This is a genomic window from Streptomyces sp. NPDC055189 (genome assembly GCF_053606765.1).
The window spans coordinates 19,753-27,063 of sequence record NZ_JBSGSG010000113.1 but is presented as its reverse complement, the minus strand read 5'-3'; the positions used below and the strand labels follow the sequence as shown (position 1 = coordinate 27,063).

The 7,311-nt window shown below is 69.9% G+C and carries 6 protein-coding genes; 2 read left to right on the top strand and 4 right to left on the bottom strand.

Going from position 1 to position 7,311, the window contains the following annotated elements:
* The first annotated feature begins 715 nt into the window (after positions 1-715).
* Positions 716-1,726 (top strand): tryptophan--tRNA ligase, encoded by a 1,011-nt coding sequence (gene trpS, locus ACWFR3_RS42355; RefSeq protein ID WP_453740055.1) that lies wholly within the window; start codon positions 716-718, stop codon positions 1,724-1,726.
* Between the two features lie 55 nt (positions 1,727-1,781).
* Here the strand turns inward: trpS and proC are convergent, their stop codons facing one another.
* The 4 genes from proC to ACWFR3_RS42335 form a co-directional block, all read right to left on the bottom strand.
* Positions 1,782-2,594 carry a pyrroline-5-carboxylate reductase gene (gene proC / locus ACWFR3_RS42350; RefSeq protein WP_453740054.1) on the bottom strand — a complete coding sequence of 271 codons (813 nt, stop codon included), beginning with the start codon at positions 2,592-2,594 and terminating at the stop codon, positions 1,782-1,784.
* A gap of 68 nt (positions 2,595-2,662) precedes the next feature.
* Positions 2,663-3,400 carry an ABC transporter permease gene (locus ACWFR3_RS42345; RefSeq protein WP_453740053.1) on the bottom strand — a complete coding sequence of 246 codons (738 nt, stop codon included), beginning with the start codon at positions 3,398-3,400 and terminating at the stop codon, positions 2,663-2,665.
* Positions 3,397-4,194, bottom strand: a complete 798-nt coding sequence (locus ACWFR3_RS42340; protein ID WP_453740052.1) for an ABC transporter ATP-binding protein — start codon at positions 4,192-4,194, stop codon at positions 3,397-3,399. The genes ACWFR3_RS42345 and ACWFR3_RS42340 overlap by 4 nt, the downstream gene beginning before the upstream one ends.
* A 101-nt stretch (positions 4,195-4,295) precedes the next feature.
* Entirely contained in the window at positions 4,296-4,820 is a 525-nt protein-coding gene (locus ACWFR3_RS42335) for an EamA/RhaT family transporter (RefSeq protein WP_453740051.1), read from the bottom strand.
* Positions 4,821-5,004: 184 nt separating this feature from the next.
* Between ACWFR3_RS42335 and ACWFR3_RS42330 the strand changes: the two genes are divergently transcribed.
* Positions 5,005-7,293, top strand: coding sequence for a protein kinase domain-containing protein (locus ACWFR3_RS42330; RefSeq protein WP_453740050.1), 2,289 nt, complete (start codon positions 5,005-5,007; stop codon positions 7,291-7,293).
* The last annotated feature ends 18 nt before the right edge of the window (positions 7,294-7,311 follow it).

Genomic DNA, 7,311 nt, shown 5'->3' with positions numbered 1-7,311 from the left:
ACGCTGTTGAGTTCTCAAGGAACGGACGCTTCCTTTGTACTCACCCTCTCGGGCTTTCCTCCGGGCGCTTCCCTTCGGTGTTTCTTTTGTCTTGCCGTCTTGCGTTTCCGACTCTATCAGACTCTTTCGTGTCCGATTTTCCTCGGTGCCTTTCCGGCTCTCGCTCCGGCCTTTCGGCTTTCGCGTTTCCCTTTCCGGCGGTTCCGACTCTACCAGATCCTTTCGGGCCTGATTCCCAGTCAGCGGGGCTTGTCTTCGCGGCTGTTGGGCCGTTCCGACGAGTGAGACTTTAGCGGAATCCTCGCTCCCGACCTAATCGGGGCGTCCTTTCGAACGCGGATTCCTCATTTCGCAAAAGCGCATGAAAACGAACAGACGGCGGGGCATCGAAGATGACACGGCATCGATCGTTTGAATGGTTGTGCGGAATGGCTGCCCGGGGACCGACCGAGGGTCGACGCTCACGTCGGGCAACTCGGAGAACACTACGTACGCGGCCCGGGCGTGTCAACCCTGGTACGCGGCGTCCCCCGAGAGCTACCGTAGGAGACGTGACTACACATGCGCACACCCAACTGTGGTGGGCCGCCTGACGGCGGCCGTACACACGCATGTACTCAACGGCTGCCGACCTCGGCGGCCGTTTCTTGTTTCTCCCCCTGGAGGACCCGGAGCCCGGTCGTCGGGCCGGCGGTCCTGACCAGGAGGCGGAGAGATGACGAGGATCTTCAGCGGGATCAAGCCGACGGGGCACCTGACCCTGGGGAACTACCTGGGCGCCGTGCGCCAGTGGGCAGAGGTTGATCAGCACCGCGCCGAGTCGCTGTTCAGTGTCGTGGATCTGCACGCCCTGACCGTGGATCACGATCCCGGTCGGGTGCGCAGGCTCAGTCGGCAGGCGGCGACGCTGTTGCTTGCGTCGGGGATCGATCCCGAGCGGTCCACCGTGTTCGTACAGAGTCACGTGGACGAGCACGCCCGGCTCTCGTATCTGCTGGAGTGCGTCGCGACGGACGGCGAGATGCGGCGGATGATCCAGTACAAGGAGAAGTCCGCGCTTGAGCGGGCGCGCGGCGGGAGCGTGCGGCTTTCTCTGCTCACCTATCCCGTGCTGATGGCGGCGGACATCCTGGCTTACGGGGCGGACGAGGTGCCGGTCGGGGACGACCAGGTGCAGCACGTCGAGCTCACCCGGGATCTGGCGGTGCGGTTCAACCAGCGGTACGGACACACGTTCGTCGTGCCGCGGGCCACGTTTCCCAAGGTGGCGGCCAGGGTCATGGATCTGCAGGACCCGACGACGAAGATGGGCAAGTCCGGGGATGCCGGGGCCGGGATCGTCTATCTGCTCGATGAGCCGGACGTCGTGCGGAAGAAGATCATGCGCGCTGTCACGGACAGCGGGAGCGAGGTCGAGTACGACCGGGAGGCCAAGCCGGGGATCTCGAACCTGCTGGAGATCCTGGCGGCCTGTGAAGGTGGGAACCCCGAGGGCCTGAGCGGTGTATATGAAACGTACGGGGCTTTGAAGAAGGACACCGCCGACGCCGTGGTGGAGGTGCTGAGGCCCGTGCAGGAGAAGCACAAGGAGCTGGTTGCTGATCCCGCGTATGTGGAGGAGGTGTTGCGGCGGGGGGCCGAGCGGGCCAGGGGGATGTCCAGGCCGACGGTGGACACCGCCTATCGGGCGATCGGCCTGCTGCCGCCGGTGAGCGAGGCGCAGTAGGCGCAGCAGGCGCTGGTCGAGGGGCGCGCACCGTGGCGCGCCCCGAGGCCGGACGTCAGCTGTTGTTGCCGGAGGCCAGTTCGCGGCTGCGGTCGCGGGCGGCTTCGAGGGCGGCGATGAGGGCTGCTCGTACGCCGTGGTTCTCGAGTTCGCGGATGGCGTTGATGGTGGTGCCGGCAGGGGAGGTGACGTTCTCGCGGAGCTTGACCGGGTGTTCGCCGCTGTCGCGGAGCATCACGGCGGCGCCGATGGCGGCCTGGACGATGAGGTCGTGGGCCTTGTCGCGGGGCAGGCCGAGGAGGATGCCGGCGTCGGTCATGGCTTCGACCAGGTAGAAGAAGTACGCCGGGCCCGAGCCGGAGAGGGCCGTGCAGGCGTCCTGCTGGGTCTCGGGGACGCGCAGGGTCTTGCCGACGGCGCCGAAAATCTCCTCGGCGTGGGCGAGGTGGGCGGCGGTGGCCTGGCTGCCCGCGGAGATGACGGACATGCCCTCGTCCACGAGGACCGGGGTGTTGGGCATGACGCGGACGACGGGGGTGCCCTCGGCGAGGTGTTCTTCGATGAAGGAGGTGGTGATACCGGCGGCGGCGCTGATGACCAGGCGGTCGGGGGTGATGTGCGGGGCGAGTTCTTCGAGGAGGCGGCCCATGTCCTGCGGCTTGACGGCCAGGATGAGGGTGTCGGCCTGCTTGGCGGCCTCGGCGTTGCTGACGGGGTCGACTCCGTAGCGGGTGCGCAGTTCCGTGGCGCGTTCGGAGCGGCGGGTGGTGACCAGGAGGTCGGCGGGGGCCCAGCCGGCCCGGATCATTCCGCTGAGGAGGGCTTCGCCGATCTTGCCGGTGCCGAGGACTGCGACGGGCTGGGGCATGTGTGGGTCACCCTCCAGGTGCGTTTCAGCGGGGGTCGTTCTCGTCGGGTCATCCTCGCATTGGTGCGTCAGGCCGTGCGGCGGCGGAGGGTGGCGGCGCCGAGCGCGAGGACGAGTACGGCGCAGCCCGCGACGATGACGGCGTCGCGTACGAAGGCGCCGGTGACGGAGGGGTGGCGGAGGACTTCGTTCATGCCGTCCACGGCGTACGACATGGGGAGGACGTTGGAGATCGCTTCGAGGGCGGGCGCCATCTTGTCGCGTGGGGTGAACAGGCCGCAGAGGAGGAGCTGGGGGAAGATCACGGCCGGCATGAACTGGACGGCCTGGAACTCGGAGGCCGCGAAGGCGGAGACGAAGAGGCCGAGGGCCGTGCCGAGCAGGGCGTCGAGGAGTGCGACCAGGAGCAGCAGCCAGGCGGACCCCGTGACGTCGAGGCCGAGGGTCCACAGGGCCAGGCCGGTGGCGAGGATCGACTGGATGACGGCGAGGAATCCGAAGGCGAGGGCGTAGCCCGCGATGAGGTCGCCCTTGGCGAGGGGCATCGCGAGGAGGCGTTCGAGGGTGCCGGAGGTGCGTTCGCGGAGGGTGGCGATGGACGTCACCAGGAACATCGTGATGAGGGGGAAGATGCCGAGGAGCGAGGCGCCGATGGAGTCGAAGGTCGCCGGGCTGCCGTCGAACACGTAGCGCAGGAGCAGCAGCATCACGCAGGGGACGAGCAGCATCAGCGCGATGGAGCGGGGGTCGTGGCGGAGCTGGCGCAGGACGCGGGCCGCGGTGGCGAGGGTGCGGTGGGTGTTCATCGGGGGCTCCTGGTGGGGGTGGTGTCAGGGGACTTCCGGGCCGCGTCCGCCTCGTCCACCAGGTGGAGGAAGGCCGCTTCGACGGTCTCGGTTGCCGTACGGGTGCGCAGGGCGTCCGGGGTGTCGTCGGCGAGGAGCTCGCCTTCGCGCATGAGGAGGAGGCGGTGGCAGCGTTCGGCCTCGTCCATGACGTGGGAGGAGACGAGGATCGTGGTGCCCCGGTCTGCGGCGATGGAGTGGAAGAGGTTCCACAGGTCGCGGCGGAGTACGGGGTCGAGGCCGACGGTGGGTTCGTCGAGCACGAGGAGTTCCGGGGCGCCGAGGAGGGCGACCGCCAGGGAGACGCGGCTGCGCTGGCCTCCGGAGAGGTTGCCGGCGAGGGCGTCGGCGTGGGTCGTCAGGTCGACGTCGTCGATGGCTCGGGTGACGTGGTCGTGGCGGCGTTGGGCGGCGGGGCCGCGGCCGGGGTCCAGGACGGCGGCGAAGTAGTCGAGGTTCTGGCGGACGGTGAGGTCGTCGTAGACGGAGGGGTGCTGGGTGACGTAGCCGATGCGGGAGCGGAGGGCGGGGGCGCCGGCGGGCTGGTCGAGGACGTTCAGGGTGCCGGTGACCTTGGCCTGGGTGCCGACGGTTGCGCGCATGAGGGTGGATTTGCCGCAGCCCGAGGGGCCGAGGAGCCCGGTGATCTGGCCCTTCGGGACGGTGAAGTCCAGGTCGCGGAGGACGGTGCGGGGGCCTCGTACGACGGTCAGGCCCCTCGCCTCGATAGCGGGAGGCTCCTCTTTATTCATCATGCGATGATTATCGCGCGCCGGGCACCGAACACGTCAAGGCCCGGCCCTCGATTTCGGGGGCCGGGCCAGGGGGCAAGGGGGCGGGTCGCCGCGCCCGAGGGTTACGCCCTCTTCTTCTTCCGGGCCGGGTTGCCCGTGCGGCGGGACGTGCGCTTCGTGTACTGCTCACGGGCAGCCTCGTACTCCTGGCGGTGGAGCTGTTCGCCGGGGGCCTCGGTGAGGGAGCGGACGAAGTAGGCGAGGAGGACGCCGACGAACCCGATCGTCATGAGGCCGCGCATCGACGACTGGGACGCCGGGTCGTGGCGGCGGGTGAACCCCTCCCAGCTGCGGCGGAAGGCGATCGCGCTGCAGATCGAGAACATGATGAGGACCAGGAAGTTCACGAAGGTCCCCACGTCCGCGATCGCCATTCCCTCGTACGCGAAACGCAGCACGAAGCAGCCTGCCGCCGCCGCGAGCAGCGAGCCCGCCGCGACGCCCGCGCGGCGGGCGCCGTAGCCGTTGTCGTGGCCTACCCAGGTCGTACCGAAGAAGCGGAGGGGCTCGGGCTGCGGGCCGGGGGCCGTCGCGGCGGTCCCGGTCGTCGCCGCCGTGCGGTCGGGGGTGCTGGAATCTGCGCTCACCCGTCGAGTATCGCTTGGGGTGGCCGCGGGGGGTGGCTGCCGGGCGGGGTGGTTGCGGGGGTGGGCTCGCCCTATTCGTCCCCCGCCTTGCCCTGCGGTACCACCCGGCGGCTAGTTTGGGTGGCAGGACAGGTGGACGGACCCAGGCGAAAACTGAGGCAGGCGGGACGGGGAGGTCGGGAGAGTGTCGCTCCGCGGAGGTGACCCAGCTGAGATCGGCGGCTACCCGCTCGAGGCAAGGCTCGGCTCGGGCGGCATGGGCACGGTCTTTCTGGCGCGTACGGCTTCGGGACGCCCCGTCGCGATCAAGCTGATCCACCAGCAGTACGCCGGGGACGAGGAATTCCGCATCCGTTTCCGGCAGGAGGTGGCGGCGGCGCGGCGGGTCAGCGGCGCGTTCACCGCGGCCGTGGTCGACGCCGACCCGGAGGCCGAGCACCCGTGGATGGCGACGACCTATATAGAGGGGGACACCCTCGCCCAGCACATCGCCAAGAAGGGCCCGCTGACCGGCACGGATCTGCGCACGCTCGCCATCGGTCTGACGGAGGCGCTGCGTGACATCCACCGCGCGGGCGTCGTGCACCGCGACCTGAAGCCGTCGAACGTCGTGCTCTCGCCCGAGGGCCCGCGCGTCATCGACTTCGGCATCTCGCGCGCCGCGGACCAGCAGACGCTGACGATGACGGGGCGGGTGATCGGTACGCCGCCGTTCATGTCGCCGGAGCAGTTGCAGGCGCCGCGCGGGGTCGGGCCGCGGTCCGACGTCTTCTCGCTGGGTACGTTGCTGGTGTACGCGGCGACGGGGCAGGGGCCGTTCGATGCGGACAGCCCGTACATGACGGCGTATCAAGTGGTGCACGAGCCGCCGGAGTTGGCCGCCGTCCCCGGCGCCCTGCGTGCAGTGGTCGAGCCGTGTCTCGACAAGGAACCGGACGCGCGTCCGTCCGCGGACCAGCTGCTCGAGCGGCTGCGGGACCTGCCTGCCGAGCTGGGGCAAGCCGCGCCGGGGGCGGCGCTCGGCAGTCGTACTCGGGACACGGATACGCAGCATCATCGGGCCGCGGATGACGGGACCGGGAGTGGGGCGGGGAGTGGGGCCCCTGCGGATTCCGGTGGCGTTGACGGTGGAGTCCAGACGGCCGCCACGCCTGTCGGCACCCTCAACGGCGGTCGCCTGCGCCGCCGTTGGAGACCCGCACTCGCCGCCGCCGTCGCCGTGGCCGCGCTCGGGGGCGGGATCGCCGCGCTCCAGCTCGGCTCGTCCGGCAACTCTTCCAGAAGCGACAGCGGCAAGGACAGCACGGTCGCGGCGGCCGAGGCGCCGCCCCTGCCCGACGGTTTCAAGCCCTGGCGCACGACCGTGCCCAACGACCGGGGCATCCCGGACGAGGTGCGCTGCGTGCCGCGCGGGGACTCGGCGTACTGCGGGGGCGGAGGAGTCGTCGCGACCCGGCTGCGGATCTCCGACGGCAAGGAGATGTGGAAGGTCAAGAGCCCCGGCGTGCCCATCCAGGGCATGCACATCGTGGGCGCGACGAACGACACCGTCCTCGGCTACCGCGTCCCGGAGGGCGACGAATCGGGCCAGCAGCTGGTGGCGCTGGACGCCCGTACCAGCGAGGAGTTGTGGTCACGGCCGATCGGCGGCCAGTCGGCGGTCTACACCGGGCGGACGCAGGACGCCGTCCTGTCCGGCTCGACCGTCCTGAGCGTCGATCCGGGCCGTACGCGGGTCGAGGGAAGGGAAGCGCACAGCGGACGCCGGATCTGGTCGACGCCGTTCCCCGCGGGCTCCGAGTGCACGCCGGTCGCGGCGGGACAGCGCATGTACGCGATGTGCGGGCCGTCCGCCGAGGTCGCGAACGTCGATGTGCGTCACCCCGTCCTGCACACCGTGGACCTCAAGTCCGGGGCGCTCGGCAAGGGCATCCCCGTCCAAGGGCCCGTGCAGCCGATCGGTGCCGGCAAGGGCCGACTCGTGCTTCTGCACCAGCGGATGGAGGGCGCCCAGTCCGTCGGGTACGACAAGGTGCTGCGGGTCGATCCGGCGAGCGGTCAGGTCTCGTCCCGGCCGCTGAAGAAGACGTACGACGCGACGCCCGGCATGGCGGACGGCACCGTCTACTTCGCCGGCACGACCGGGCGGATCAGCTCGGTGGACCCGGTGACCGGTCGGGAGAAGTGGTCCCGGCAGACGAGTGTGGAGGGGGCCTCTGGTCCTGTGGCGGCCGCGGGAGCTGGTTCTCCTGGTTCCGGGTCTCTTTACTTCAGCTCGGCCAGTGGGCGGGTCGTGGCTCTCTCGGTGCGGGGCGGCAAGCCGCTGTGGACCACGAGTCCTCGGGCGGACGGGCTGACCGGTGAGGTTAACGCGAGTCCGCGGGTCGCCGTTTCGGGGCGCGTGGTGGTTGTGGCGGCGGCCAAGAACACCGTGTTCACCTTTGACGCGACGAAGCCGCCGAAGTCCGAGTGAGTTTCCCGGTGGACTTCG